Here is a 25468-nt window from a genome sequence, read left to right on the forward strand (position 1 = left end):
GTGCGGGCGCGCCGCGGCCGGGGCGGTGCCGGGCGGCGCGGCGGTGACGGGCGCCGCGGGCGGGTAGCCCGCCAGGGACGGATCGGTGGGCGAGGTGGTCATCGGGCGTTCCTCTGGTCGGAGTCGAGCGGACGGCGGGCGTGCCGGGGCGCGCTCGGGTCCTGGTGGGGGAGTTGGTGCCTGTTCTCGAACGGGGACCATGCCTCTGGGGTGGGCGGCCGGGGGGTGGCGTCCGGTTCCGCCTGCTGCGCCCGACCCTGGTCGCGGTCCGGGAACACCCACGCCCGGAACAGCAGGAACCGCAGCACGGTCGCCGCGAGATTGGCCGCGATCAGCACCGCAAGCTCTGTACCGTGCGAGACGTTCGACGCGGCCGAGTCGAGGGCGGCGAGAGACCCGCTGGTCAGGGCGAGTCCGATCCCGAAGACGACCAGGCCCTGCGCCTGGTGCCGTACGGCACGGTCCCGGCCGCGTACCCCGAAGGTGAGCCTCCGGTTGGCCGCCGTATTGGCGACGGCGGACACCAGGAGCGCGAGGGCGTTGGCGATCTGCGCGCCCGCGACCAGCCGGAAGCCGGAGTACAGGAGGAGGTAGAACAGCGTGGACAGGCCCCCGACCACGCAGAACCCGACGAGTTGGCGGGCCAGTCCGCGCGGCACCCCGGGCAGCGCGCGGTCGCGCGGGTCGTCTCCGAACGGGCGGGCGAGCCGGTCCAGCGGCAGCGCGCCCACCGCGAGCGCGCGCCCCACCCGCCACACCCCCTTGAGGTCGTCGGACGCGGTCTTCACGAGGTGCACGGTCGAGTTCGGGTCGTCGACCCAGTCGACCGGCACCTCGTGGATCCGCAGCCCGGCGCGCTCGGCGAGCACCAGCATCTCCGTGTCGAAGAACCAGCCGGTGTCCTCGACCAGCGGCAGCAGCACCTGCGCGACCTCGCGCCGGATCGCCTTGAACCCGCACTGCGCGTCGGAGAACCGGGCGGCCAGCGAACCGCGCAGGATCAGGTTGTACGCGCGGCTGATGAACTCCCTCTTCGGCCCGCGTACCACCCGCGAACTGCGGGCGAGACGGGAGCCGATCGCCAGGTCGGAGTGGCCGGAGATGAGCGGTGCGACGAGGGGGAGGAGCGCGTTCAGGTCGGTGGACAGATCTACGTCCATGTACGCGAGGACGTGCGCGTCGGACGCGGACCAGACGGTGCCGAGTGCCCTGCCACGCCCTTTCTGTTCGAGCCGCACGCTGGCGACCTCGGGGAGCGACGCCGCGAGCCATGCGGCGACCTGGGGGGTGCTGTCCGTGGAGGCGTTGTCGGCGATCGTGATGCGGAAGCGGTACGGGAAGGTGCGGGCGAGATGGTCGTGGAGCCGTACGACGCACGGCTCCAGGTCCTTCTCTTCGTTGAAGACGGGGACCACCACATCGAGGACCGGCACACCGTCCGCACCGGCGGGAAGGTGCTGCCTGGCCGGCAGGGCACCCATGGTCGGCCCGGTGGGGCCGGTGCCGAATGAAGAGTCGGTTCGCATGGGACCGACACTCGCCAGAGCCGCTGTCAGGGCTGTGTGGTCGGGCTGTGCCCCGCCTGTGAGTGCGTGACAGCCGTGTGAACTCCCGTACCGGGCATGGTGTGGACGGTCGTTCCGGGTCCGGAGTGGGTGGCCGCGACAGGCCCGGTGTGGGTGGCCGTGACAGGCCAGGACGCGCCCCCGTCGTACGCGGGCAGATGGACCGTGAACACCGTCCGCCCCGGCACGCTCTCGACCGTCACCCCGCCCCCGTGGGCGGCCGTCACGGCCTGCACGATGGCGAGTCCGAGCCCGGTGGACCCGGAGACACGGGAGCGCGAGGAGTCGCCGCGCGCGAACCGTTCGAAGACGTGCGGCAACAGCGCGGGCGGAATACCGGGCCCGTCGTCGGACACGTCCAGGCAGACCCAGCGCCCGTGCCGGTGCACGCGCGCGGTGACGGTGGTGCCCGGGGGCGTGTGGGTACGGGCGTTGGCGAGCAGATTGACCAGGACCTGTTGGACGCGGGCCGCGTCGGCGAGCACGAGTTGCGGCTGCGACGGCAGGTCGAGGCGCCAGGCGTGGTCCTGGTCGGCGGCGCGCGCGTCGCTGAGGGCGTCCACCACGAGGGGCGACAGGTCGGCGCACGCGTACTCCAGGGGCCGGCCCGCGTCGAGCCGGGCGAGCAGCAGCAGATCCTCGACCAGGCCGGTCATCCGGTTCGCCTCGGACTCGATACGGCCCAGGGCGTGCCGGGTGTCGGGCCCGGTGGGCTCGCGGCCCCTGCGGGTCAGTTCGGCGTAGCCACGGATCGACGCCAGCGGGGTGCGCAGCTCGTGGCTGGCGTCGGCGACGAACTGCCGTACCCGGGTCTCGCTGTGCTGGCGTGAGTCGAGTGCCGCGTGGACGTGGTCGAGCATGCGATTGAGCGCGGCGCCGACCTGGCCGACCTCGGTACGCGGGTCGGCCTCCGTGTCGGGGACGCGTTCGTGCAGGGCGACCTCGCCGCTGTGCAGGGGGAGTTCGGAGACCCGGGTCGCGGTCGCGGCGACCCGGCGCAGGGGGCGCAGGGCGACGCCGACCATGGCGGCGCCGGCGAGCGAGGCGGCGGCGAGTCCGGCGGCGGTGACGCTGATCTCCACGACGACGAGGGTGTTGAGGGTGTTGGTGACCTTGGCGGTCGGTATGCCTACGTAGAAGGCACCGTTCTTGCCCCAGGCGTAGGTCACGCGGTACTCGCCGAGTCCGGGCAGGTCGACATTGTGCTTGTCGCCGTCCTTCGGGACACCGTTGAGGGCTGTCCCCTGTGCCGGCGTGAGGGCGTCGGGGGTGAGTTCCAGGGCGCCTCCGGTGCCCTGGGTCTCGTTGCTGACCATGCCCTCGGCGACGGTGCCGTCGCTGCCGACGACCGCGCCCAGGGTGCCGAGTTCCTGCGGTCCCGATTCAACGAAGTACAGGGGGTTGTCCGCCCGCGCGTCGCGCTTCGGCGGCGGGTTGACCGCGCGCGCCGCGACGGGGTCGAGCGTGGCGTCGAGCTGTTCGTACAGATGCGAGTGGAGCGCGATCGTGGTGACCGTGCCGATGACGGCGCAGACGACGGCGATGAGCGCGACGGAGCCCACGACGAGGCGGGTACGCAGCGACCTCGTACGGGGTGACCTTGCACGGGGTGACCTCGTACGGGGCGCCCGCGCGCGGGTCATGCCGGGACGGCGGGCTTGATCAGATACCCGGCGCCGCGTCGCGTGTGGATCATCGGCTGGCGCCCGGCGTCGATCTTCCGCCGCAGATACGAGATGTACAGCTCGACCACATTGGCCTGGCCGCCGAAGTCGTAGCTCCACACCCGGTCGAGGATCTGCGCCTTGCTGAGCACCCGGCGCGGATTGCGCATCAGGAACCGGAGCAGTTCGAACTCGGTGGCCGTGAGGTGGATGGAACGCCCGTCGCGGGTCACCTCGTGACTGTCCTCGTCAAGGGTCAGGTCCCCCACGACGAGCATCGACTCGCTGCGCCGGTCGGCCGCCCCCGACCTGCGGATCAGTCCGCGCAGCCGGGCGACGACCTCCTCCAGGCTGAACGGCTTGGTCACATAGTCGTCGCCGCCCGCCGTGAGCCCGGCGATCCGGTCCTCGACGGCGTCCTTCGCGGTCAGGAACAGCACGGGTACGTCGGGCAGTTCGCGGCGCAGCCGACCGAGGACGGCGAGCCCGTCCATGTCGGGCAGCATCATGTCGAGTACGACGGCGTCGGGCCGGAACTCGCGCGCGGTGTGCACCGCGCCGGTCCCGTCGCCCGCGCTGCGGATCTGCCAGCCCTCGTAGCGCAGGGCCATCGACAGCAGCTCGGTGATGGACAGCTCGTCGTCCACGACAAGCACCCGGACGGGGCTCCCGTCCGGCCTCAGCAGTTCGGTCCGCCCCTGGGGCGTGGTCGCGGTCATACCGCACACCCTGGGGCGCGGGCCTGAGAGGGCTCTTTCGGGAACCTGTGAATCTGCTGAGAAACGGTTGTCGGGGTTGTCAGGTTCGCGCCTCAGCGGGTTCTGGCCTGAGCCGGGTGCTCTCAGCGGGCGCGCTCAGTCGGCACGCTCAGTGGAGGCGCTCAGTCGGCGCTCTCAGCCGAGGTCGAAGAGCCGAGCCCCGTTCCCGTAACAAACGGCCCGCAGCCATTCCGAGCCGAGGCCGAGCCCTTCGAGCGCGTCGAGCTGATGGACGTACGGATACGGGATGTTGGGAAAGTCCGTACCGAGCAGCACCCGGTCCCCGAGATCGGCGAGCCGCCCCAACTCGGCGCGCGGAAAGGGGCTCATCTCCTCACTGAAATCGGTGAACGCCATCGTCGTGTCGAGCCGCACCTCCGGGTACCGCTCCGCGAGGTCGAGGAAGTCCGCGTACTCGGGCATGCCGAGGTGCGCGACGACCAGCCGCAGCCGGGGGTGGCGCGCGAGGACCCGTCCGACCGGCTCAGGCCCGGTGTGCTTACCGGGCACGGGCCCTGAACCGCAGTGCGCCACGACGGGGACACCGGCGTCGGCGAGCGTCCCCCACACGGGGTCGAGCACCGGATCGGCGGGGTCGTACCCGCCGACCTGCACATGTGCCTTGAACACCCGGGCGCCGTCATCGAGCGCACGGCGCACATACGCCTCCACGCCCGGCTCCGGGAAGAACGTCGCGGTGTGCAGAACATCGGGCGTCCGGGCGGCGAACCCGACGGCCCACTCATTGAGCCATGCAGCCATGCCCGGCTTGTGCGGATACAGCATCGCGGTGAAGGCCCGCACCCCGAACTCCCGCAGCAGCGCGAGCCGTTGCTCCTCCTCCTGCCGGTACGCGATCGGCCACGGAATCCCCGTCAAGAGCCCGACTCCGTCGAAGTACGCCCACACCTTCCGCAGCACGCGCTCGGGCATGAAGTGCGTGTGCACATCGATGAGCCCGGGAAGCCGGTGCCGCTCCAGAAAGCCCCGAACGCCCTCTGCCTCGCCCCTCACTCCACACCCTCGTCCACTGCGTGGCCTCTCTCGAACGCGTAACTGCGCTCGACCTTGGCGACATGGACCGCGTACCGCTCGTACCACTCGGCGCGACCGCGACTCTGCGCGGCACGGTGATCCAGTACCGCCCGCCACTCCTTGATGGCGTCCTCGTCACGGAAGTACCCGACGGTGACGCCGAGTCCGCCGGGCGTCCGCGCGATATCCATGCCGAGAAACCCGGGAATCTCCTGGACCAGTTCTTCCATACGGTCGGCCGTCTCGCCGTACCCGTTGTCCCCGTCGGTCCGTACGGAGGTGAAGACCACGGCGTAGTACGGGGGTTCGTGCGGGGCGACAGGTGCCACAGGGTGATCGCTCATGACGCCCACGATGGTTCCTGGCCCCCGTCCATGTCCATGTCCATCAGAACAACTCTTTCTGCACCGCCGAAACGTCCCGTACGGGCAAGGTGATGTGCCCTGGGAGGCCATCGTCGGCGACAAGCGACCACCCCTTCATCAGCCGGCTGTCGAGCACGACGACATGTGGGGCGTCGTCGTCGGGTGATCGCGCGACGTCGAGATGCAGATCGGGCCCGGCGACCGCGAGCAACCGACCCCGCACCACCGCGTCGGTGACCAACTCGGTGACCACACCACTGGCGGGCACCAACCCGTCGAGCCCGAACACCGCGCCGTGATCGACCACCGCACACGGCAACGGCTCCAGGGACTCGGGCCAGCCGTCCAGGGCGCGGGCGGTGCGATGGAGCCGGGTCAGTTCGGCGGCGCGGTGCCCCTGCCCCGGCAGCTCGGCCCGGACCGCCCGCTTGGCGACGTACGGGATCCGGTCGGGCACCCGGAGCGCGGCCCGCAGCAGTTCCTCGGCCCGCCGGGCGGCCATGAGGGGCCCGGCACCGAGCCAACTGAAAGCGACGGCGCCCTGCTCAAGCAGCCGGTCCGCGCCGCGGTGCACCCCGGTGATCCCGACCTTGACCAGGCCGTCCCCGAACCAGGCGAGGTAGACGTGATACGGCCGCGGATCATCGAGAAAGGTGTCGGCCGCCACGGAATGGGCCCGGTCGACCCGAGCGCACCCGTCACACTGCCCGCGCGTACTCCGCCCCGGCACGACGGCCCGCTCCCCACACGAAACCCACCGCCCACCCCGCCACACCCCAGGACACCGCCGCACCCCCACCACCCGAAAGGCGATGGGACGCCCCCGCACAAGAGCGCTCTCCCTCTCCGCACCCTCGCCTCCCACCCACCGAAGCCGAGGCCCGACTTCCCCCCACCGAACACCCACACACGACCAACTCACACGCTCAAAGCTAGCCGCCCCCACTGACACCCTCCCAAGAAAAGTGGCCAGATCACCCACACCCACCGAAGATCTGGCCACTTTTCTCAGGGCCTACCGCCTGCCGCCGAACTCCCACTCGTGCACTTCGATGTCGGCGTACAGATCCGAGGCCAGCACGGCGCGAGCGGCCTCCGGACCCGTCGCCCGAGCCAGCGCGGCCGTACCCAGCCAGGAGGCGCCGTCGTCCGACAGCAGCGGCCCAAAGGCGATGAGCGAGTCCCGGTCGCCCGGCACGGCGAGATCGACACCCTCTCCGGCCCCGACCCCGAACCCGAGCACCAGATACCGACGACCCCCGGTCCGCCCACCGGGAAACTCCCACATGGTCCGCCCGAGCAGATTGCGCCACCGCCGCAGCATCACGTCCCGGTACACACCGGCCTGATAGTTGGGCTCATCGAAGGCGAACGCCCGAGCGGCCCCGGCATCAGGCAGTTCCACGATGTGCACACTCCCACTGGGCACCTCACCCCCCTCCACAAAGGTCGGCCCCCGAGCAATCAACACCTCGGCAAACCGATCCATATACCCCCAATGATCCTCAACCAACTCCCCCCGCAACCCTTCAGACCCCACCCGATCCCGCTGATAACAAAAGAACTCCATCCCCAAAGAATCACCCACCCCCGCCACAAAGCCCAGGAATCCAACTTCTGCGGCCCCTACGGAGCATCCACTGTCAGGGCGTAGTCCACGCCGACCGAGAAGTCGTCGGACTGACCGCGAATCGTCAGCTTGTGCTTCCCCGGCTTCAACGGGGCCAACTGGACCCAGATGCCACATCCGGTGGTGAAGACGCGCCCGGTCGTACCCGTGACGGGGTTGTCGGTGACACCGCGCACCGCGATCAGCTCTGCTTGGTAGGTGTCCGAGTCGACCTTCTTGCCGTCCAGCACGGCGGATCCCTTGGCCGTGCTCATGAAGTCCGCGCAGTCCGCCGGTTCAGCGATCGTGTTCAGGAGGGGAAAGGCAACGGGCACCCCGTCGGGAACACTGCACGTGCGCTTCACCTGCGTGCCGAATGTGCCGGCCAGGAACCACACGTCCCGCGGCTGATTCCGCCCACAGAAGCTTCCGTCCTGATCGGCGACCGGATTCGTCGGCTCGGGCTCCGCCGCCGCCCACGTCCACCACCGGCTCTGGAGACTCTGGGACGAGAGACGATCGTGGGTCGCCCCGGACCCACACCCCACGAGTGCGACCAGCATCGCGGCAGCGAGCCCCGCCACCACAACCTTGATCTTCATGAATACCCCTCCCGTACCGCACGGATGCCCGACTCCCCAGTCGCCACGCGAAACAGCGAACCCTTCCCCGACCGCCCCGACCAACTCACCGAGAATCCCGATGCCGTGTCGAAGCCGGGCACCGGGCGAGCCGATCGACGACGACCGACGCGGGTGGCCCGGGTCCCTGTGGGCGGTGGCGGTGAGGGAAAATGTCAGAGGCCCCGTGGAGTGATCCACAGGGCCTCTGACGCAATGTGCACTCGGCAGGATTCGAACCTGCAACCTTCTGATCCGTAGTCAGATGCTCTATCCGTTAAGCTACGAGTGCCTGTTGTTCTGTTGTGTTTCTTGCTCTTCCTGGCCCGGGTTGCGGCCCGGTCGGCGTTGCGGGAACAACATTACATGACCGGCGGCGTGAGGTGAAATCCGTTTGTCTCAGCCGGTCTGACCTGGGCAGATGCCACTTTTGGCGGTGGGGACCGAGACGCACCGAAGCCCCGGTCGGGGTCGACCGGGGCTTCGGTAACAAGGTGCGGAGGCGGAGGGATTTGAACCCTCGATGGGCTTGAAGGCCCAAACCGCATTAGCAGTGCGGCGCCATAGACCGGACTAGGCGACGCCTCCCGCACAACCACCCGCGCGAGCGCGATGCGGTGCGTGCAGATGATGACACAGCCGAGCGGGGTGTCACCAATCGCCCCCCACGGTACTAGGCAGTCCCCGCGCAGGGCAAAGCCCTGGCCACGGTGAGCCGTACCGCAACATCCCGAGCCCCGCCGCGTTAGACCTCCCGGACCGTAACCCGTACGTACGCACCCCGTGGAGCCCGCATGCTGCGCCGTCTCGTCGTCACCGCCGCCGCGTCCCTCGCCTCCGTCGCCGCCCTCGGCGCCGGACTCCCCGCCACCGCGCACGCCGAAGCGGGACCCCTGCCCCTGCCCGCGCTGTTCGCCGCGCCCGACCACCTCACCGTCAAGGTCTCCGGCTCCGAGCGCCGTATCGACGGCACGTACCGCCTCGACTGCTCGCCCGCCGGTGGCACCCACCCGGACCCGGAGGCCGCCTGCCGCCGTCTCGACCAGCTCGGCGCCGACGGCCGCGACCCCTTCGCACCGGTACCGGCCGGCGCCATGTGCACCCTCCAGTACGGGGGCTCCACCACGGCCCACGTCACCGGCCGCTGGCACGGCCGCGCCGTCGACACCACGTACGAGCGGACCAACGGGTGCGAGATCTCGCGCTGGAACACGATGGTGCCCGTGCTGCCCGCCGCGTCACGCGCCCGGTGAGGAGACACCCGTACGTGTGACCGGCGGGCCCCACCAAGGTCGCGCCCAAGATCGCGCCCAAGATCGCATCCCAGGTCCCACCCGAGGTCCCACCCGAGGTCGCACCCAGGACCGCGCCCGGAGCCGCGCCGACGCCGCCGCAGCGTCACAGCATCTGCCTCGCATCTGCGTGCGACCTCCCTCTCATCCCGCGTCGCGAGCGCAACCGCTGCCCGTAGACTCCCTCGCGTGACACGTCGCGGGCCGCGAGGCAAGATGGCCTGCGCGGTCGGCTAGATGCGGTAACAGGGAGGAAGCGTCTCGTGAGCAGCAGGCCATCCCGAGGCGCTGCTCGCCTCGCAGCGATACTCGACGCGCTTCCGGACGCGTTGGTCCTGGTCAACGCGAACGGGACGGTCGTCAACGCCAACACCATCGCCCTGGAGGCTTTCGAAGCCCCGGGCACCGCGCTGGTGGGCCGTGGGCTGCTCGATCTGCTGCCCGAGTTCGACTCCCGGCTGATCCCCGGCTCGATGCGCCGCCCGGAAACCATCGACCCCCTCGGCCGTACCAAGCCGAAGCGCATGATCGCCCGCCGCACCGACGGCGGCGAATTCCCGGTCGAGGTCACGAGCGCGAATCTTGAGAACGGCCAGCAGGCGTACGACGGTCACGGCGGCGGGTACGGATACAGCGGCGACGAGCTGCTGATGCTCGTCGTCCGCGATCTGTCGGGCACCGTCGACACCGAGGCGGAGCTGGCGCGTTCGCAACGGCAGACGGAAATGATCCTCCGCGCCGCCTCCGAGGGCGTCGTCGGCACGGACACCGACGGGCGGGTCGTCCTCGTCAACCCGGCCGCCGCGCAGATACTCGGCTACCGCGCCAGCGACCTCGGCGGCCAGGAGCTGCACGCCCTCGTCCTGCACTCGCGCGAGGACGGCGAGCCGTTCCCGTTCGAGGGGTCGCCGCTCGCCGACACCCTCAAGTCCGGCCGCAAGCACCGCGTACGCGGGCAGGTCCTGTGGTCGAAGAAGGGCGAGAAGGTCCCGGTCGACCTGACGACCGCGCCCGTACGCGACGGGGACCTGCTCGTCGGCGCCGTGCTGACCTTCACCGACCGGCGCGCGTACGACGCGCTGGCCGGCGAGAAGAACGAGCTGGGCCGACAGCACGCGGAGGCATTGACACGTCTCGGCGAGGAGCACGCGGGGGAGCTGGCCGAACTCGCCGAGGAGCACACGGAGCAACTCGCCACCGAGAAGGACCGGTACGCGGCGCTCGCCGAGCGCGAACAGGACCGGTACGAGGCGCTGGCCGAGCGGCACGAACAGCTGCTCGCGGTGCTCAACGGCTCGCTGCGCGGCCCGCTCGACGAGCTGCGCCGCGAACTGTCCGGGCTCGCCGCCGACGACGCCGGTCAGCTCTGGCCCGAGGCGAACCAGATCCTGCACCACCTCGCCGCCGGATACGCCCGCATCACGACCCTCGTGGACAACGTCCTCGGCTATCAGCGGCTCGACTCGGGCACCGACGTGCTCGTCAAGCGGCCCGCGATGCTGGACGCCGTCGTCACGGCCGGTGTCGAGGGCGCGGTGGAGCTGATCGGCCCGGGGCGCGCGCAGTTCGCGGTGCACGCCCCGCCGATCGAGGCCGAGGTCGACCCGGAACGCCTCGCGACCGCGCTCGCGCATCTCGTCGCGGACGTCGCGGGCGTCGACGCGACGGGCAACGCACCGGTCGCGGCGGGCGGTTACATGGACTCGACGATCGTGGTGGCCGCGGCCCAGCGCGGCGAGGTCGTCCGGATCGAGGTACGCGGGCCCTACGCCGGGGGCGACCCGGTGCACGAGCCGATCGTGCGGGGGATCGTGCGGGCGCACGGCGGTGTGCTCCAGACCCATGTGGTGCCCGGGATGAGTGGCAGCGCGTTCGTGCTGGAGGTCCCGATCGGGGGTGGGGCCGGGATGGTTCCGCCGCCGGACGCGGGAGCGGGTACGGGGGCCGGTGCTGGCGCCGGTGCCGGTGCCGGTACGGGGGTCGGTGGCGGTGGCGGTCAGGTGGCCGGGCCCGAGCAGGTGGCGGGTACGGGCGGTGGCCGTGGTGGGCGGCGCCGGGCGCGTCGGGCCTCCGTCGACGCGTTCCTGGAGAGCGGGGTCCCGGGCGACGGTCTCGGCGGCGACGGCGATACGGCCAGTGCCGGTACGGGTGCGGGTCCGGGTCCGGGTTCGGGTGATGTGCCGGAGCCGGGCGTACCGACCGGGCGGCGGCGGGGGCGACGCGCTCCCGAAGCACCGGAATCAGCCGAGGCCCTGGTGCCGCCGGTGCCCGCGCCGAGGGCGGGCGACGGGACGGCGGACGGGATGCCGGGCGGCGACGCGACCGGCGGAAATGGCGGAAATGGCGGTACCGGGCGCAGGCGTGGGCGGCCCAGCCCTGCCGAGGGTTCCGTGGTCGCCTCGAACGAACAGTCCGCGCTGCCCCCGGGCCTCGGCCAGACGGTGCCGCCGCAGGGCGTCCCCGCCCCGACCGGCCGCCGGGCGCGCCGGGGCGACGAACAGCACGCTTTGCCACCGGGCGCGTCGAGCGGACCGGGCGGAGCGGGCGGACCAGGTGGGCCGGGCGGTTCCGGTACGTCCATGGGTGCGGTACCGGCGTCTCCGTTCGCGCTGCCCGCCGGGGCCGGGGCGAGCGTGATGAACGAGGCCGAGGGCGCGGAAGCCGCGGGGCAGTCGGCGGGACGCCGGGCCCGGCGCGCGCTGGGTCCCGCCCCCGAACGGCCCGCCGACTCCGGCGCCGCCGAACAGAACAGTCCCCGTCCCGTCTTCGCACTGCCCCCCGCCGACGCGGACCGCGCACCGACGGGACCGGGTGCGCCGGGAGTACCGGGACAGCCGGGAGTACCAGGTGCGCCCGGCGGCGTACCGGGTGCGACTGGAGTCCCCGCCGTGCCGGGCGCCCCTGCTTTGCCTGGCGCGCAGGCCCCGGGCCGTCAGGTCGACGGCCGTCAGATCGACGGGCGGCGCCTCCCCGGAGCCGGACCGGCCGGTGCCCACGGCGACGGTGGCTACGGCCACGGTGACCCCGACGTACACGGCGACACCGGCCAGCACGCCGCCGCGCCGCCCGACCCGACCGAGGACCACACCCCGCCGCAACCCCACCCCGCGGACCGCCCGACGGGGCGCCGCAGGGCCCAGCAGATCGAGGGCGGGACGTATCCCGGGGCGGTGGTCCCGGCGCCGGGAGTTCCGATGCCCGGGGTTCCGGGGCAGTCCGTTCCCGGTCCGGCGACGCCCGGCCAGGGGATCCCGGCCCAGGGCGGTCCCGTACCGGCCACTCCGGCCCAAGGCATCCCGCAGCAACCGACCCAGGGCACACCGGCCCAAGGCACACCCGCCCCCGGCACCCTCGCCCCACAACTGGACCCCCGCGTCCGCGCCGCACAAGCCCAGCCCGCCCAGCCCGTCGAGGCCGCCCCCGGCGACCCGTCGTCCTCCACCCAGGGCCGTGCCATAAGCGTCCGCACCCTCGGCCAGGGCGTCCCCTTCGACCGCCAGATCGCCGAGCAGCAGCGCGCCACCGGCCAACCCCAGCAGACCCCACCCCACGGCACCCAGGGAACACAGGGGACCCAGGGCACCCAGGCAACACAGGGCACGCTCGGCGGCGCCAACAGCGCCTTGGCCGGCCGCCGCCGCAAACTCGCCAACCGCCCCGACCCCACCCAGGACCAGCCCGCAGCACCGGCACCGACTCCGACTCCGCCACCGGGACAACCCCAGGGCCAAACTCCGGCACCGGCTCCGGCACAAGGACAGACCCCACCGCACCCCCAAGCCCAGCCGCAGGCCCACCCCCACCCGCAGTCCCGCCTCGCCACCGCGTCCGCCCCCAGCGGCCGTTCGTACGCCATAGGAGCGCCGGACGAGGACGCCGACGAGGGTCCGGAGCCGCTGGACGGTCCCGGCGGTGCCGTCGAGATCGCCGATCAGCCGCAGCTCCAGCCGATGGACGACGAGTTGCCCCCGGAGCCGCTGGACAATCCCCGGCGCCTCCTGGTCTGGCCGGCCCCCGACGTCAGTACCCAACAGGCGCTGAGCGACCGCGGTTACCGTCCCGTCATCGTCCACTCCCGCGAGGAGGTCGACGCCCAGATCGCCGCGTTCCCGGCCGCGCTGTTCGTCGACCCGCTGACCGGTCCCATCACCCGGACCGCGCTCCAGTCGCTGCGCCAGGCCGCGGTCGCCGCCGAGGTGCCCGTCCTGGTGACGGCCGGTCTCGGCCAGGCGACGCGCGAGGCCGCGTACGGCGCCGATCCCGCCGTACTCCTCAAGGCGCTGGCGCCGCGTGACAGCGAGCAGCATCCGCCGCGGGTACTGCTCATCGAGGAGCACGCCGAGATCGCGCTCGCGCTCACGGCGACACTGGAACGGCGCGGGATGCAGGTCGCGCGGGCGGAGACCGACGCGGACGCGGTGACCCTGGCCGCACAGATGCGGCCGAACCTCGTCGTGATGGACCTGATGCAGGTACGCCGACGACGCGCCGGAATCGTCGACTGGCTCCGCGCGAACGGGCAGTTGAACCGCACCCCGCTCGTCGTCTACACCGCCGCCGTCGACCGGACCGAGCTGCCCCGACTCGCGGCGGGCGAGACCGTCCTCTTCCTCGCGGAACGCTCCACGAGCACCGAGGTACAGGCCCGGATCGTCGACCTGCTCGCGAAAATAGGGACCAACTGACGACGATGAGCGGGTGTTTCACGTGAAACACCCGCCCAGATGGGGCCGCACCGGCCGGGGCCGCCCCGGCTGACGGCAACCCCCAGCTGACGACAATCCCTGGCCGACGTCAGCCGGTGACCGACGTCAGGCTGTGACCGTCGTCAGGCCGTGACCGACGTCAGATCTGTGTCACATCCAGGTCCCCGGACGCGTACTGCTTCCGGATCAGCTTCTTGTCGAACTTGCCCACGCTCGTCTTCGGCACCGCCGGAATCAGCGTCCACCGCTCCGGCAACTGCCACTTCGCGACCCGCTCGGCGAGAAACGTACGCAGAGTCTCGAAGTCGGCGCTCGCGCCCTCCTTGAGGACGACCGTGGCGAGCGGGCGCTCCCCCCACCTGTCGTCCGGGACCGCGACGACGGCCGCCTCCGCGACATCCGGGTGCGCCATGAGCGCGTTCTCCAGGTCCACGGACGAGATCCACTCGCCACCGGACTTGATGACGTCCTTGGCCCGGTCGGTGAGCGTCAGAAAACCGTCGGGGCTGATCGTCCCCACATCGCCGGTCTTGAGCCAGCCGTCCTCGCTGAACTTGTCCATGGGCCGGAACGGCTCACCGTCCGTCCCACCGAAGTACGCCCCCGCGATCCAGGGGCCGCGCACCTCCAGCTCGCCCGCCGACTGACCGTCCCACGGCAGCCGCTCACCGCCGGGTCCGCTGAGCCGCGCCTCGACACCGGCGGGGAAACGGCCCTGTGTGAGCCGGTACGTGAACTCCTCGTCCGTGCCGACGGCGTGGGCGGGGGGTCGCGCGATGGTGCCGAGCGGCGAGGTCTCCGTCATGCCCCACGCGTGACAGACCCGCATGCCCAGCTTGTCGAACGCCTCCATCAGGGCCGGCGGGCAGGCCGAGCCGCCGATGGTGACCTGGGTGAGGGACGTGACGTCGCGCGGCTTGGCGGCGAGTTCCGCGAGGAGTCCCTGCCAGATGGTGGGTACGGCGGCGGCATGCGTCGGTCGCTCCGCCTCGATCATCTCGGCGAGCGGTCCCGGCTGGAGGAAGCGGTCCGGCATCAGCAGATTCACGCCGGTCATGAAGGTGGCGTGCGGAAGTCCCCACGCGTTGACGTGGAACTGCGGTACGACGACCAGGCTGGTGTCCGCGTCGGTCAGGCCCATCGACTCGGCCATGTTGACCTGCATCGAGTGCAGGTACACCGAACGGTGCGAGTAGACCACGCCCTTCGGGTCGCCCGTCGTACCGGAGGTGTAACACATGGAGGCGGCCTGCCGCTCGTCCAGCTCGGGCCAGTCGTACGTGGTCGGCTTCCCGGCCAGCAGTTCATCGTACTCGTACACCCGCGCGCTCGCGCCCGCCAGGACGGAACGGTCGCCGGGCCCCGAGATCACGATGTGTTCCACGCCCGGCAGATGCGGCAGCAGCGGACCGAGCAGCGGGAGGAGGGAGCCGTTGGCGATGATCACGCGGTCGGACGCGTGACCGACGATCCAGGCGAGTTGGTGCGCCGGGAGCCGCAGATTGAGCGTGTGCAGCACCGCGCCCATGGACGGCGCCGCGAAGTACGCCTCCACATGCTCCGCGTTGTTCCACATGAGCGTGGCGACCCGGTCGCCGTCGCGTACGCCGAGGTCGTCGTGGAGCGCGTGCGCCAGCTGGGCCGCCCGGGAACCGATCTCTGCGAAGCTGCGGCGCTGCGGTGCGCCCTCGCCCGTCCAGGTGATCACCTGGGAGGCACCGTGGATCGTCGACCCGTGGGTCAGGATCCTTGAGATCAGCAGCGGAACGTCCTGCATGGTGCTCAGCACGGCGGCCTCCGGTGGCGTCGGCAGAGAGGAACGTGGATCGGTGAGCCGATTCTGCGTTCATACCGCGCGGTATGTCACTACCCCCGCGTAACTTCTCCTACCCGATGCCCGCGCGCGGTCCCGCCGGGCGCCCTCGGACGTCAGGCCGCCGTGAGTTCCGGATCCTCGCGGAGCTTGCCGAGCGCCCTCGACACGGCGCTCTTCACCGTGCCGATCGACACCCCGAGCACCGCCGCCGTCTGCGCCTCGCTGAGGTCCTCGTAATACCTGAGGACGACCATCGCCCGCTGCCGGGCCGGCAGCTTCGTGATCGCCCGCCACATCGCGTCCCGCAGCGCCTGCTGCTCGGCCGGATCCCCCGCCGGAACCGTCTCCGGCTCCGGCAGTTCGTCGCACGCGAACTCGTCCACCTTGCGCTTACGCCACTGCGACGTCCGCGTGTTCAGCAGGGCCCGCCGCACATACCCGTCGAGGGCGCGGTGGTCCTCGATGCGGTCCCACGCGACATACGTCTTCGTGAGCGCGGTCTGGAGCAGGTCCTCGGCATCACTCGGATTCGCCGTGAGCGACCGGGCGGTACGGAGCAGCACGGGCCCCCGTGCCCGTACATAGGACGCGAACGACGGGTACGCCCGGTGTGCCGTCGGCGTCGTGGCCGGTGTCGTGGCGGTCGGTGCCGCGTACGGCGTGGCCGTCGGTGCCACGTGCGGCGTGGCCATCGGTGCCACGTGCTTCGCTGCGCTGGTGCAGACAGGCGCCATGGTTGCGGTCATGGCTCCACGCTAGGAGTGACCCCTACCTTTAGGGATCGCCCACAGGTCCCGAAGCCATGTCCGCCTCAGGTTGTAGGCGGGGTGCTAGCCCCACCTCCTGAAGGTGGAGGAGGGGGTGCACATCACTGAGGGTTCATCCCTGAGGCCCCTTCCACCGGACCTCGACGGGCCGTCGACCGGCCGTCAACCGGACCTCAATCGTCCGTCCCCAGGACGAGCCCCGATGTGGGAACGCCTGTGCCCGCCGTGACCAGAGTGCGGCGGGCGCCGGGTATCTGGTTCACCGCCGTGCCCCGCACCTGCCGCACGGCCTCCGCGATGCCGTTCATCCCGTGCAGATACGCCTCCCCGAGCTGACCCCCATGGGTGTTGAGCGGCAGCCTCTCCTCGGCCACGAAGTCCGCCGCCTCACCGGGCCCGCAGAACCCGAACTCCTCCAGCTGCATCAGCACGAACGGTGTGAAGTGGTCGTACAGGATCCCCACGTCGATGTCCCCCGGCCCCAACCCCGCGGTCCGCCACAACTGCCGTGCCACCACCCCCATCTCCGGCAGCCCGGTCAGGCCGTCCCGGTAGAAGCTGGTCATCTGTTCCTGCGCCCGGCCCGCGCCCTGGGCCGCCGCGTTGATCACGGCCGGCGTGTTCGGCAGGTCGCGGGCCCGCTCCACCGAGGTCACCACGAGTGCCTGTCCGCCATCGGTCTCCTGGCAGCAGTCGAGCAGCCTCAGCGGCTCCACGATCCACCGCGACTCCGCGTGGTCGGCGAGCGTGATCGGCTTGCCGTGGAAGTACGCCGCCGGATTGGTCGCCGCGTACTTCCGGTCCACCACGGCGACGTGCCCGAACGCCTTCGGTGTCAGCCCGAACGTATACAGATACCGTTGCGCCGCCATCGCCACCCAGGACGCCGGCGTCAGCAGTCCGAACGGCAGCGCCCAGCCGAGCGCCGCCCCCTCCGCCGACGGCTCCCGGTGCTGCACCCCTGAACCGAACCGCCGGCCCGACCGCTCGTTGAACGCCCGGTAGCAGACCACCACCTCGGCCACGCCCGTCGCCACCGCGAGGGCCGCCTGCTGGACCGTCGCACAGGCCGCGCCACCGCCGTAGTGCACCCGGGAGAAGAAGGACAGCTCCCCGATCCCGCACGCCTGGGCGACCGTGATCTCCGGGTTGGTGTCCATCGTGAAGGTGACCATGCCGTCGACGTCGGCGGGGGCGAGCCCCGCGTCGTCCAGCGCGGCGCCCACCGCCTCGACGGCCAGCTTCAGCTCACTGCGGCCCGAGTCCTTGGAGAATTCGGTGGCCCCGATCCCCACGATCGCCGCCCTGCCGCCCAGGGAGTCACGGCTGCGCACACTCATGACGAGCCTCCCGCGCTGGCGGAGGTGGGGCTTCCGGATTCTGTGAGCGGCAGGGTCACCATGACCGTGCCGCTCACATGCCGCCCGATCCCGTTCGCCCCCGTCACCCGCACCGTCACCGTGGCGTCGTCGCCGACCTCCGTGACCGTGCCGGTCAGCACCATGGTGTCGCCCGGGTAGTTGGGCGCCCCGAGCCGGATCGCCACCTTCCGCAACCTCGCCGCCGGGCCGAAGTGGTCCGTGATGTACCGGCCCACCAGGCCATTCGTCGTCAGGATGTTCATGAAGATGTCCGGCGACCCCTTCTCCCGCGCCGACTCCGCGTCGTGGTGCACGTCCTGGTAGTCCCGCGAGGCGATCGCTCCGGCCACGATCAGGGTGCGGGTGATCGGGATCTCCAGCGACGGCATCTCGTCACCGACCCGCGGCGCACCCGGCGCCACCCCTGGCGTGTCCGGCGCCCGCGTACTGCCGTCCGGCGCCCGTGTCTCCGTCATTCCGTCCCCTCCCCCTTCGCGATCAACTCACCCAACTCCGCCAGTACTTCGCCCCCGGGGCCCAGATACGCGTCCAGTTGCCGTCCCCACAGGAAGTGCCGGTGCACCGGGTGCTCCAGGTCCGCTCCCATACCGCCGTGCAGATGCTGGCCCGCGTGCACCACTCGTCGCCCCGCCTCCGACGCCCACCAGGCCGCGGTCAGCGCATGGGTCGCGTACGGCAGCCCCGCGTCCCGTCGCCACGCCGCCTCATACGCGGTGACCCGTATCGCCTCGGTGTCCATGTACGCGTCCGCCGCCCGCAGTTGGACCCCCTGTTTGGCGGCGAGAGGGCGCCCGAACTGCTCGCGTACGTTCGTGTACTCCACCGCTCGGGCCAGCGACCCCGCGCAGACTCCGGCTTGCAGCCCGGCGAAGGCGGTACGGGCGGTGGCCAGCACGTCGTCGTACGGGTCGGCCGGAAGTGGGCCGGCGATCGGCGGGGGCCCCTCGTTCGGTCCGGCCGTCGTCCCCAGCCGCTGGGCCGGTGTCCCGTCCAGGACCAGGCGCCCGGCCGACCAGGGTGCGGTCAGCTCGACCGGCTCGACTCCCGCGTCGGCGGTCCGCACGATCCATAGGCCGTGGTCCTCGGCGGCCACGAGCACATGGGTCGCGTCACGCAGCCACGGCACCACGGGGACGAGGCCACTCAGGATCCCCGCCGCCCCCTCGCTCCCCGCCGCTTCATCGGTCCCCGCGCCACGAGCCCGTACCCCCGCCCGCGCCGGAAAGGCCCCGCACACCACCACGCTGCCGTCCCTGATCCCCGGCAGCAGCCGCTCCCGCTGCTCCGGTGAGCCATGGGCCGTCACCGCGAGAAGCCCGTACACACAGCTCGCCGCGAACGGTGTCTGAGCCGTCGTCCTGCCCTGTTCCTCCAGGAGCAGCACCAGTCCGAGGAGCCCGATCTCCTCGACGGCGGCCGGTAGACCCGCGGCGCACAGGGCCTTCCACAGCTCCCCGTCCGTGCCGGTGCCCGCCGCGGTCAGTCGCTCGTGCGTGGACAGGTCGCCGAAGATCCGCGCCGCCAGGTCGCGCGCGGCGGTCTGTTCCTCCGTGGGCGTGAAGTCCATCAGCCCTCACCCCCTCGGAACACGGGAAGTTCCACCTCGTCGTCCACGCGCAGGAATGCGAGCCGGACCGGCAGCCCGATCCGCACCTTGTCGGGCGGCACCCCCACCACATTGCTGACGATCCGCACGCCCTCCGCCAGTTCGATCAGCCCGACCGCGTACGGCGGGTCGAAGGCCGGGAAGGGCGGGTGGTGCATCACCACATACGAGAACACCGTGCCCTGGCCGCTCGCCTCGATCGTGTCCCAGTCCTGGGATCCGCAGGTCCCGCAGCCGGGCAGCCAGGGGAAGCGGAGTGCGGCGCAGGCGGCGCAGCGCTGGATCAGCAGACGGTGCTGGGATACGCCCTCCCAGAACCCGGCGTTGTCCCGGTTGACGACCGGCCTCGGCCGGCGGGGGACAGGGGCCGCTTCCGGCACCCGGGTCTGCCGCGCGCCGGGCGCCGCGGGGGCGTACTTGAGGATGCGGAACCGGTGGGTGCCCGCCAGTTCGCCGCCCGCTCTGATGTCCATGCGGGTCGTGACGAAGTGGCCCGTCCCCAGCTTCGTCGTCTTCCGCTCGGACACCGACTCGATGACCGCGTCGAACGTGATCTCGTCGCCGGGCCGCAGTGGCCTGACGTACTCCTGCTCGCAGTCCGTGGCGACGACCGAGGTGCAGCCCGCCGCGTCGAGGAGTGCGAACAGTTCGTCGTACGCCGCCGACCGCCCCTGGTGCCCGGACAGGCCGCCCATCGTCCAGGCTTGCAGCATCGTCGGTGGCGCGATGGCGTCCGGCCCGGTGTACGCCGGGTTGGTGTCGCCCATCGCCTCGCACCAGTGCCGGATCATCGCCTCGTTCACCAGGTCCTTGGCGATGCCCGCCGTCGCCGCCGGGCGCCCCTCGAACTCCTTCAACCGGCCGTACACATCGGCGGGCTCACCGATGTCGTCCCGTTTCCACAACGTCTCGTACTCGCTCATCGCCGCCCCCTCCGCATGCCGAGCCGCATCGTCGCCACGATCTCCCTTTGCACCTCGCTCACCCCTCCCCCGAAGGTGTTGATCTGCGCCGCGCGGTTCATCCGCTCCAGCTCGCCGTCCCCGAACGCCCCCGGCGAACCGGCCCGGATCGACCCGGCCTCCCCCACGATCTCCTGACATATTCGGTACACCTCGACCGCGGATTCGGTTCCCACGAACTTCACGCCGCTGGCGTCTCCGGGGGCCAGCCGGCCCGCCCCGACATCCCCCACCAAACGCCAGTTGAGCAGGCGCGATACCGCCAGCCGGGCATGCGCTTCGGCCAGCCGGAAATTGATCCACGGCTCGTCAACACGGCGCCGCCCTGTCACCGGATCGGGAGTGCGGGCCGAGGCGAGTGCCGCCGCGTAGAAGTCCTCGGCCTGCATGCCGATCGCGGCGAGCGCGACCCGCTCGTGGTTGAGCTGGTTGGTGATGAGGCCCCAGCCGCCGTTCTCCTCACCGACGAGCCGGCCGGCCGGGACCCGGACGCCGTCGTAGTACGTGGCCGTGGTCGTCAGGCCGCCGACCGTCTCGATCGGGGTCCACGAGAATCCGGGCGTGTCCGTCGGGACCAGGATGATCGAGATGCCCTGGTGCTTCGGGGCCTCGGGGTCGGTCCGGCAGGCGAGCCAGATCCAGTCGGCGTTCTGGGCGTTGGAGGTGAAGACCTTCTGCCCGTCGATGACCCAGGAGTCGCCGTCCCGGACGGCCCGGGTCCGCAGCGACGCGAGATCCGTCCCGGCCGACGGCTCGCTGTACCCGATGGCGAAGACGAGGTCGCCGCTGAGGATGCGCGGCAGGAACGCGGCCTTCTGTTCCTCGGTGCCGTACCGCATGAGCGTCGGCCCCACGGTGTTGAGCGTGACCATGGACACGGGCGCGCCCGCGCGATGGGCCTCGTCGAAGAAGACGAACTGCTCATCGGCGCCGCGCCCCTGGCCTCCGTACTCGACGGGCCAGCCGAGTCCGAGGAGTCCGTCGGATCCGATACGGCGCAGCAGGGCGCGCCCGCGCGCGGGGTCCGTCGCCGGAGGCGGCCCGTCGGGCATCAGGCGCCGGAAGTACGCGCGCAGTTCCGCGCGCAGCTCACGCTGGCGTTCGGTGGGGGCGAGGTGCACGGGGCCTCTCCGTCTCGTAGAGCGGGCTCGTACCGAGTTTCTGACTGTGTGTCAGATGCCGTCGGGTGTCAACAGGTCACACCCGCCTCGCCCGTGCGCACTATGTGATCGCCCCACACACGCCTGCGCGGCGATGCCGAAGCATCGCCGCGCGGACGTTCATGCCACCCCATGAAGCCGCCGCCGGGGCGGGGCCTTCCTACCTGAAGCGTTCAGCCGCTTCAGTCACTCGGCTGCTCGGCCGCTCGGCTGCTCGGCCGTTCAGCGGCCGTTCAGCGGCCGGTCAGGCCGTCACGGCCTGGCTGGCCGCCGGCTCACCAAAGCTTCTTGAAGTGGACGCTGGTGTTCTCGTTCGACTGGTGAATCGCCGTGAACGCCGAGCCCTTCACCTGGGCGGTGTTGTTCTGGTTCGAGGCGCCGGAGCCGACCGCCTGCTGCTGTGTGGTGGACGAGTTGCCGTGGTTGCTGCCGTCGACACCGCTGCCGACGATGTTCGCCACGGCGGCGTTCGATCCGTCGTTCGCGAAAGAGCCGTTGTCGGCACTGGCCACACCCGAGAACAGGGCTGCCGCCAGGGGTACGGCGGCGACGGCGGCGAGAACGCGAGCGGTACGGATGCTTGCCATGTCAGATTCCTCCAGAACCGGATGTACACACCGGTGAGAACCGGGAAGTACGAGAAGTACGTTTTGTTTCCGGGCAGTTGGCCGACCGCCTCGGGATGGGTCACGACGTCGCGAGATCAGAGTTGCCCACCGAATCCCCCGCGAACCAGCCTGGATGCCCTGATTCGCTCGCAAGTGTGAGGACAAGTCGGCAAACGCCCTTCATGCCCCCAAAGTGCGGGATCAGTGTGGCGACACTTCCGTGACCCAGGCGCCGCACGCGAGGAAGCGTTTCGGCACATTCTCGGCGAATGGCCGTTCCCGGGCGCGCCACCCTTCCTTTCATCGAACATGTGTACGAACATAGAGGGCATGGCCACCACTGACCGGCATGCAGTGCCCCCCGCGACCCTGGCCCTCGCCCATGCCCTGTCCGCCGCCGAACGCGGACTGGCCGTCATCCCGCTCTCCCGCGCCAAGCTCCCCGCGCTGCGCTCCCCCCACCGCGACGACCCCGAGCCGGCCCTGTGCCGCGGCGAGTGCGGACGCCCGGGGCACGGCGTGTACGACGCGACGACCGATCCCCGGCGGATCCGCGAACTGTTCGCCGCCGCGCCCTGGGCGAGCGGATACGGCATCGCGTGCGGGCTGCCGCCGCACCACCTCATCGGCGTCGACCTCGACACCAAGTCCGGTACGGACTCGTCGGCCGCCCTGCGGGAGCTGGCGCTGCGCCATCTGTTCACGATTCCGGACACGGTGGTGGTCGTCACGCCGAGCGGGGGCCGTCATGTGTGGCTGTCCGGCCCACCGGACGTGGTCGTTCCGAACTCGGCGGGCCGACTCGCCCCCGGCATCGACGTGCGCGGCGCGGGCGGCTATCTCGTCGGCCCCGGGTCCCGTACGGAGCACGGGGTGTACAGCACGGTCCCGGGTACGGCGCATCTGCCGCCCGCGCCGTGTCCACCGGCGCTGCTGCGGCTGCTCACGCCCCCGTCCCGGTCGCATCGGCCCGCACCGGTGCCACCGGATCCGCAACACGGCCAGGGCCTGGTGCAGTTCGTCCTCGCGGCGCACGAGGGCCAGCGCAACACACGCCTGTTCTGGGCTGCCTGCCGCGCGTACGAGAACGGGATCGGGCACGAACTCCTGGAGTCGCTGGTCGACGCGGCCATCCATACCGGGCTCACGGACCGGGAGGCCCGCGCCACCATCGCCTCGGCGGCCCGCCTCACCGGCAACCATCCGTAGGGCACGCGCGCGGGAGGGCACTTCCGGGCACGCCTCGTCGGGCACGCGCGCGTAGAGGGCACCCCATGTCGGTGACGCCGTGCGAGGCTGGCGGCGGGCGGGCGCCGGCGAAGGACGTGCGGGCGCGTATCTGACAGTGCGGGGGAGTTGCGGGCATGACGAGCGGTACCAGGGAACACGCGGCGGAAATTGCACGGAATTCGCGGGTGCCCGATACACCCGGCGAAAGGGTGTCACCCGCGGCCGTGTTCGCCTTTCCGGCATTGCTCGCGCTCGCACTCAATCTTTGGGGGATCTCACGCGAGGGATCGATGTGGCGCGACGAATCGGTCACCTATCAGGTGGCCCATCGAAGCGTTCCGGAGATATGGGCTCTGCTGCATCATGTCGACGCCGTGCACGGTGCCTATTACTTCCTGATGCACGCCGTTTTCTCCGTGTGGGACGGCGGGCTCTGGGCGTTACGCCTCCCTTCGGTCCTCGCGATCAGCGTGTGCTGCGGATTCGTCGCCCTGACCGGAAGACGACTCACCGGAAACCGCGCGGGAATCCTCAGCGGCCTGACCTTCGCGCTGATTCCCCTCGTCCAGATGTACGCGCAGGAGGGCCGTTCCTACGGGCTCGTGTGCGCCTTCGCCGGAATCTCCACCTACCTTTTCGTCCGAGCCATGGACGCTCCCTCGGCGCGCCTCTGGACGGCATATTCCGCGACGCTCATCGCTGCCGTACTGCTCCACGAATTCGCCGTACTGTGCCTGTTGGCCCACGGCATCACGCTGGCGATGTCGTCGGTTTCCGCCCGAGTCCGACGTCAATGGATCATCGCGGCGGCGGCCACCGTCGCCCTCACGCTCCCACTCGTCCTCTTCAGCCTCGGGCAGTCGGGCCAGGTCTCCTGGATCGGTATGCCGAAGCCTCGGGAGTGGCTGGTCATCGGCGTGACGACGGCGATCGGCCTGCTCTGCGCGAAGATCGTCGCGGCGCGGCATCCGAACCATTCCGGGGCCGTGGGGCCCGAGCAGCCTGAGCGGCCCGAGCGGCCCGAGGGGAATCCCCTCACTCTCCCCAAACTGTCCCTCCCTCTGCTGATCTTCCCGACGGCGGCCTTGCTCCTGGCCTCTCTCCGGGACCCGGTCTACCTCGACAGATACGTTCTCTTCTCGCAGATCGGCCTGGCCCTGCTGATGGCCGGAGCACTCGATGTACTGGCCAGGCGCAAACCCTGGGCACTCTGGACGTTCGGCCTCGTCGTCATTACGGCGCTCGTTCCGGTCACGCTTCAGATGCGTACGCCGGAAAGCCGGAAAGACGATGTCGCGGCGATCGCCGAGGAGGTCCGCCAAGCGTCGTCGAAGGGGGACGGAATTCTCTATATGCCCGCGCGCCGCAGAGAGTGGGCCCTGTCCTATGTGAAGGACTACGCACCCCTGAAGGACCTGGCACTCCGCGAGTCACCGGTGGAATCGACCACGCTCCAGGGCACGGAACTCTCCGCGGAAGATATTCGCCGCAACATGCTGAACAGCAAGCGGATCGTGGCCTTGATGGACCCGAAGGGTCAGCCCCTGGACGCATACCCGGAAGAGGTCACCAAACGACAGATGCTCGACCAATTCTTCACGGAATGCTCCCGTACCGAGGTCAAGGGGGCCCAGGTGGTCCTTTTCGCCCGCCCCGGCCATTGCGACGCACCGAGCTGAGGCATGACGGCCAATGGCTCAGCGCGGCATGAACCGACTGAGTTCGCCAACCTTCCCGCGCAGCGCGGTCGCCCACGCCTCGTCGTCGAGGGCCTGGCGCATCGGGACCTGGATGTCCCGGAGCCCCTCCAGCGCGTGGGGGTCGGTCGACGTCCACCGCACCTCGATCCCGGCCCTCTCCGCGAGCACGAGCACCGTGACGACGAACCCCTCGGAGAGGGCGAGTATCACGGCATGGCTCGTCCTGCGGTGCCGCGTCAGCAGGGCGTCGACAAAGGCGGCGAGTTCGGCGACCCCGATCTGACACTCGTCGTTCTCCATGGGCCCGATCCCGGACGGCAACCCCAGCTCGGCTTCATGCACAGCCACTTGCCGCCGAAACAGCCGAGAGGCACCGTTGGACGGATTCCACAGGGTCTCTTCACCCAGGTCGTAGTACTGACTCACAAAGGCACCTCGCTACTGTCCATCGAACACGACCCATCGAACGCCGCTGACGAATGGTGACCGCTCTGCATAGAGCTACGGATCAAAAGGTGCACAAGACTGGCGGCATCACGGTCGCCAGCCGCTGTCACGCCGGATGGGTCGTAGAGTGATCGCCCAGCGGCTGAGTCTGAACCCTTTACGAGCGCTGCCATACT

At 70.8% G+C, this 25468-nt stretch carries 21 protein-coding genes and 2 tRNA genes; 4 read left to right on the forward strand and 19 right to left on the reverse strand.

The annotated features are described in order from the left end of the window. Positions 1-98: 98 nt before the first annotated feature. From ACFVT5_RS26655 to ACFVT5_RS26700, 10 genes are all read right to left on the reverse strand, one after another. The gene (locus tag ACFVT5_RS26655; protein WP_389893026.1) at positions 99-1526 is read right to left on the reverse strand and encodes a glycosyltransferase; all 1428 of its coding nucleotides are present in this window, start codon (positions 1524-1526) and stop codon (positions 99-101) included. Positions 1527-1552: 26 nt separating this feature from the next. Further along, entirely contained in the window at positions 1553-3208 is a 1656-nt protein-coding gene (locus tag ACFVT5_RS26660; RefSeq protein WP_389893029.1) for a sensor histidine kinase, read from the reverse strand. Then, positions 3205-3948, reverse strand: a complete 744-nt coding sequence (locus ACFVT5_RS26665) for a response regulator transcription factor (RefSeq protein ID WP_389893032.1) — start codon at positions 3946-3948, stop codon at positions 3205-3207. The genes ACFVT5_RS26660 and ACFVT5_RS26665 overlap by 4 nt, the downstream gene beginning before the upstream one ends. Before the next feature lie 174 nt (positions 3949-4122). Beyond that, entirely contained in the window at positions 4123-5001 is an 879-nt protein-coding gene (locus ACFVT5_RS26670) for an amidohydrolase family protein (protein WP_389893035.1), read from the reverse strand. Further along, positions 4998-5366, reverse strand: coding sequence for an antibiotic biosynthesis monooxygenase family protein (locus tag ACFVT5_RS26675; RefSeq protein WP_389893038.1), 369 nt, complete (start codon positions 5364-5366; stop codon positions 4998-5000). Before ACFVT5_RS26675 ends, ACFVT5_RS26670 begins: the two co-directional genes overlap by 4 nt. A 43-nt stretch (positions 5367-5409) precedes the next feature. Next, positions 5410-6390: a DUF2797 domain-containing protein gene (locus ACFVT5_RS26680; RefSeq protein WP_389893041.1), complete on the reverse strand. Its 981-nt coding sequence runs from the start codon at positions 6388-6390 to the stop codon at positions 5410-5412. A 12-nt stretch (positions 6391-6402) separates the two neighbouring features. After that, positions 6403-6957, reverse strand: coding sequence for a YciI family protein (locus tag ACFVT5_RS26685; RefSeq protein WP_389893861.1), 555 nt, complete (start codon positions 6955-6957; stop codon positions 6403-6405). Positions 6958-7013: 56 nt separating this feature from the next. Continuing rightward, positions 7014-7598 (reverse strand): signal protein, encoded by a 585-nt coding sequence (locus ACFVT5_RS26690; protein WP_389893044.1) that lies wholly within the window; start codon positions 7596-7598, stop codon positions 7014-7016. A gap of 237 nt (positions 7599-7835) precedes the next feature. Beyond that, positions 7836-7908, reverse strand: a tRNA-Arg gene (locus tag ACFVT5_RS26695). Between the two features lie 205 nt (positions 7909-8113). Next, positions 8114-8204: transfer RNA gene (locus ACFVT5_RS26700), tRNA-Ser, on the reverse strand. A 206-nt stretch (positions 8205-8410) separates the two neighbouring features. Here ACFVT5_RS26700 and ACFVT5_RS26705 point away from each other — a divergent pair. Together ACFVT5_RS26705 and ACFVT5_RS26710 are read left to right on the forward strand one after the other, a co-directional pair. Further along, the gene (locus ACFVT5_RS26705; RefSeq protein WP_389893046.1) at positions 8411-8869 is read left to right on the forward strand and encodes an SSI family serine proteinase inhibitor; all 459 of its coding nucleotides are present in this window, start codon (positions 8411-8413) and stop codon (positions 8867-8869) included. A gap of 302 nt (positions 8870-9171) precedes the next feature. Then, the gene (locus ACFVT5_RS26710; RefSeq protein WP_389893049.1) at positions 9172-13593 is read left to right on the forward strand and encodes a PAS domain-containing protein; all 4422 of its coding nucleotides are present in this window, start codon (positions 9172-9174) and stop codon (positions 13591-13593) included. Positions 13594-13753: 160 nt separating this feature from the next. Here the strand turns inward: ACFVT5_RS26710 and ACFVT5_RS26715 are convergent, their stop codons facing one another. The 8 genes from ACFVT5_RS26715 to ACFVT5_RS26750 form a co-directional block, all read right to left on the reverse strand. Next, the gene (locus tag ACFVT5_RS26715) at positions 13754-15403 is read right to left on the reverse strand and encodes a long-chain fatty acid--CoA ligase (RefSeq protein ID WP_389893052.1); all 1650 of its coding nucleotides are present in this window, start codon (positions 15401-15403) and stop codon (positions 13754-13756) included. 140 nt (positions 15404-15543) lie between these two features. Continuing rightward, complete coding sequence (locus tag ACFVT5_RS26720) at positions 15544-16176, reverse strand: SigE family RNA polymerase sigma factor (protein ID WP_389893054.1); 633 nt, start codon at positions 16174-16176, stop codon at positions 15544-15546. A 194-nt stretch (positions 16177-16370) separates the two neighbouring features. Beyond that, positions 16371-17537 carry a lipid-transfer protein gene (locus tag ACFVT5_RS26725; protein WP_389893056.1) on the reverse strand — a complete coding sequence of 389 codons (1167 nt, stop codon included), beginning with the start codon at positions 17535-17537 and terminating at the stop codon, positions 16371-16373. Beyond that, entirely contained in the window at positions 17534-17947 is a 414-nt protein-coding gene (locus ACFVT5_RS26730; RefSeq protein ID WP_389893863.1) for a MaoC family dehydratase, read from the reverse strand. The genes ACFVT5_RS26725 and ACFVT5_RS26730 overlap by 4 nt, the downstream gene beginning before the upstream one ends. Before the next feature lie 83 nt (positions 17948-18030). Continuing rightward, positions 18031-19146: an acyl-CoA dehydrogenase family protein gene (locus tag ACFVT5_RS26735; protein WP_389893059.1), complete on the reverse strand. Its 1116-nt coding sequence runs from the start codon at positions 19144-19146 to the stop codon at positions 18031-18033. Further along, positions 19146-20108: a bifunctional MaoC family dehydratase N-terminal/OB-fold nucleic acid binding domain-containing protein gene (locus ACFVT5_RS26740; RefSeq protein WP_389893062.1), complete on the reverse strand. Its 963-nt coding sequence runs from the start codon at positions 20106-20108 to the stop codon at positions 19146-19148. The genes ACFVT5_RS26735 and ACFVT5_RS26740 overlap by 1 nt, the downstream gene beginning before the upstream one ends. Then, the gene (locus tag ACFVT5_RS26745; RefSeq protein WP_389893065.1) at positions 20105-21268 is read right to left on the reverse strand and encodes an acyl-CoA dehydrogenase family protein; all 1164 of its coding nucleotides are present in this window, start codon (positions 21266-21268) and stop codon (positions 20105-20107) included. Before ACFVT5_RS26745 ends, ACFVT5_RS26740 begins: the two co-directional genes overlap by 4 nt. Positions 21269-21582: 314 nt before the next feature. Next, the gene (locus tag ACFVT5_RS26750) at positions 21583-21894 is read right to left on the reverse strand and encodes a hypothetical protein (protein ID WP_389893068.1); all 312 of its coding nucleotides are present in this window, start codon (positions 21892-21894) and stop codon (positions 21583-21585) included. A 351-nt stretch (positions 21895-22245) separates the two neighbouring features. On the opposite strand from ACFVT5_RS26750, the gene ACFVT5_RS26755 reads away from it, so the two are divergent. Both ACFVT5_RS26755 and ACFVT5_RS26760 read left to right on the forward strand, forming a co-directional pair. Beyond that, entirely contained in the window at positions 22246-23124 is an 879-nt protein-coding gene (locus ACFVT5_RS26755; RefSeq protein ID WP_389893071.1) for a bifunctional DNA primase/polymerase, read from the forward strand. Positions 23125-23435: 311 nt separating this feature from the next. Further along, positions 23436-24824: a glycosyltransferase family 39 protein gene (locus ACFVT5_RS26760; RefSeq protein ID WP_389893074.1), complete on the forward strand. Its 1389-nt coding sequence runs from the start codon at positions 23436-23438 to the stop codon at positions 24822-24824. 18 nt (positions 24825-24842) lie between these two features. Here the strand turns inward: ACFVT5_RS26760 and ACFVT5_RS26765 are convergent, their stop codons facing one another. After that, complete coding sequence (locus tag ACFVT5_RS26765) at positions 24843-25271, reverse strand: DUF6086 family protein (protein ID WP_389893077.1); 429 nt, start codon at positions 25269-25271, stop codon at positions 24843-24845. Positions 25272-25468 lie beyond the last annotated feature (197 nt).

The sequence above is a fragment of the Streptomyces sp. NPDC058001 genome, assembly GCF_042886315.1.
Taxonomy (GTDB): Bacteria; Actinomycetota; Actinomycetes; order Streptomycetales; family Streptomycetaceae; genus Streptomyces.

Bases quoted from the DNA above. Each gene is read 5' to 3' on its own strand.
- ACFVT5_RS26655 (WP_389893026.1), bottom strand. From the start codon at position 1,526: ATGCGAACCGACTCTTCATTCGGCACCGGCCCCACCGGGCCGACCATG.
- ACFVT5_RS26660 (WP_389893029.1), bottom strand. From the start codon at position 3,208: ATGACCCGCGCGCGGGCGCCCCGTACGAGGTCACCCCGTGCAAGGTCA.
- ACFVT5_RS26665 (WP_389893032.1), bottom strand. From the start codon at position 3,948: ATGACCGCGACCACGCCCCAGGGGCGGACCGAACTGCTGAGGCCGGAC.
- ACFVT5_RS26675 (WP_389893038.1), bottom strand. From the start codon at position 5,366: ATGAGCGATCACCCTGTGGCACCTGTCGCCCCGCACGAACCCCCGTAC.
- ACFVT5_RS26685 (WP_389893861.1), bottom strand. From the start codon at position 6,957: ATGGAGTTCTTTTGTTATCAGCGGGATCGGGTGGGGTCTGAAGGGTTG.
- ACFVT5_RS26690 (WP_389893044.1), bottom strand. From the start codon at position 7,598: ATGAAGATCAAGGTTGTGGTGGCGGGGCTCGCTGCCGCGATGCTGGTC.
- ACFVT5_RS26705 (WP_389893046.1), top strand. From the start codon at position 8,411: ATGCTGCGCCGTCTCGTCGTCACCGCCGCCGCGTCCCTCGCCTCCGTC.
- ACFVT5_RS26720 (WP_389893054.1), bottom strand. From the start codon at position 16,176: ATGACCGCAACCATGGCGCCTGTCTGCACCAGCGCAGCGAAGCACGTG.
- ACFVT5_RS26725 (WP_389893056.1), bottom strand. From the start codon at position 17,537: ATGAGTGTGCGCAGCCGTGACTCCCTGGGCGGCAGGGCGGCGATCGTG.
- ACFVT5_RS26730 (WP_389893863.1), bottom strand. From the start codon at position 17,947: ATGCCGTCGCTGGAGATCCCGATCACCCGCACCCTGATCGTGGCCGGA.
- ACFVT5_RS26735 (WP_389893059.1), bottom strand. From the start codon at position 19,146: ATGGACTTCACGCCCACGGAGGAACAGACCGCCGCGCGCGACCTGGCG.
- ACFVT5_RS26740 (WP_389893062.1), bottom strand. From the start codon at position 20,108: ATGAGCGAGTACGAGACGTTGTGGAAACGGGACGACATCGGTGAGCCC.
- ACFVT5_RS26750 (WP_389893068.1), bottom strand. From the start codon at position 21,894: ATGGCAAGCATCCGTACCGCTCGCGTTCTCGCCGCCGTCGCCGCCGTA.
- ACFVT5_RS26755 (WP_389893071.1), top strand. From the start codon at position 22,246: ATGGCCACCACTGACCGGCATGCAGTGCCCCCCGCGACCCTGGCCCTC.
- ACFVT5_RS26760 (WP_389893074.1), top strand. From the start codon at position 23,436: ATGTGGCGCGACGAATCGGTCACCTATCAGGTGGCCCATCGAAGCGTT.